The sequence below is a fragment of the Gottfriedia acidiceleris genome (assembly GCF_004138285.1).
GTDB classification, from domain to species: Bacteria; Bacillota; Bacilli; order Bacillales; family Bacillaceae_G; genus Gottfriedia; species Gottfriedia acidiceleris_A.
Map to the genome: position 1 here is coordinate 1 of NZ_SCFN01000058.1, position 972 is coordinate 972.

1 protein-coding gene is annotated in these 972 nt (G+C 29.9%); it reads right to left on the minus strand.

Features of this window, described 5'->3' with window-relative positions; all coding sequences use genetic code 11:
- Nucleotides 1-6 precede the first annotated feature (6 nt).
- Nucleotides 7-972 (minus strand): hypothetical protein (locus EP747_RS24495; protein WP_165347286.1); only part of this gene is annotated, 966 nt, incomplete at its 5' end.

The window sequence follows — 972 nt, forward strand, 5'->3', positions numbered from 1 at the left end:
GTTAGTTCAATAAGAAACCTTATTTTTTCTACTGATTAATAAGTATCCAATTATCACCAAAATGATTGTTGACAAAAAAAGGTTTGTGCAACCAATTTGAATACTGATGCTTGGCTGGTCAAGCAAGATTGATAATTCTCCGTTAGTGATTTTTGCAATATTAAAATACGTAAATGGAGATAGGTAAGCAAAATTAATAATTACCTTTGTACTGACAATGTATCCTATCAATAAAGTTAGTGTCGTGGTGGCAAATACTGCTAATGAATTTTTAAAAAGAAGGGATATTAAGTGCGACAATGCGATTGTAAATAAGAGTAGGCATATTAATAAGACAAGACTTTGTACAATATTGACTCCTAGTGGAATAAAATGAAACCCATTTCCCCCATATGAAATATTGCCCGTATAATTTGAAGAAATTGCAATTTTGGGATGATCATAGAATAAAATAGGATACTCCCAATCGCCGAAACGATTAAACAACATTCCAATAATTAATACGAACAAAACAAGTCCTATACTATTTAATAATGAAAAGTTTGTAGAATTTAATATTTTACCAATAAAAATTTGCTTAGTATCGATAGGTTGAGTTTTTAAAAAATAAAGTGTATTCTTTTTCCCTCGTTCAATAGCAAATCCAGATCCAAATAGTAATATAAATAGACAGATTGGAACTAGATAAAAATAATCTTTAAAGAATACGTAAAGCGTATAAAGACCACTATTATCTAACTTCTGATTCATTTCTAACCATTTATTTGAACCATCTTTTTCAAGTGCACTATTGTTTGTAAAAATCGTTGGAACGAAATCACCTGAAAATACAGGTTGAATATCGTGTTCCATAAGCCACTTTTTCTCAGCTATACTAACATCTATTGTGAATTGACCCAATGTTTCCTTAAAAGCATTTTGTAGATTACCTGAATCAATTTCCTTATTGGCAAAACGCGTTTGAAAAAGTTG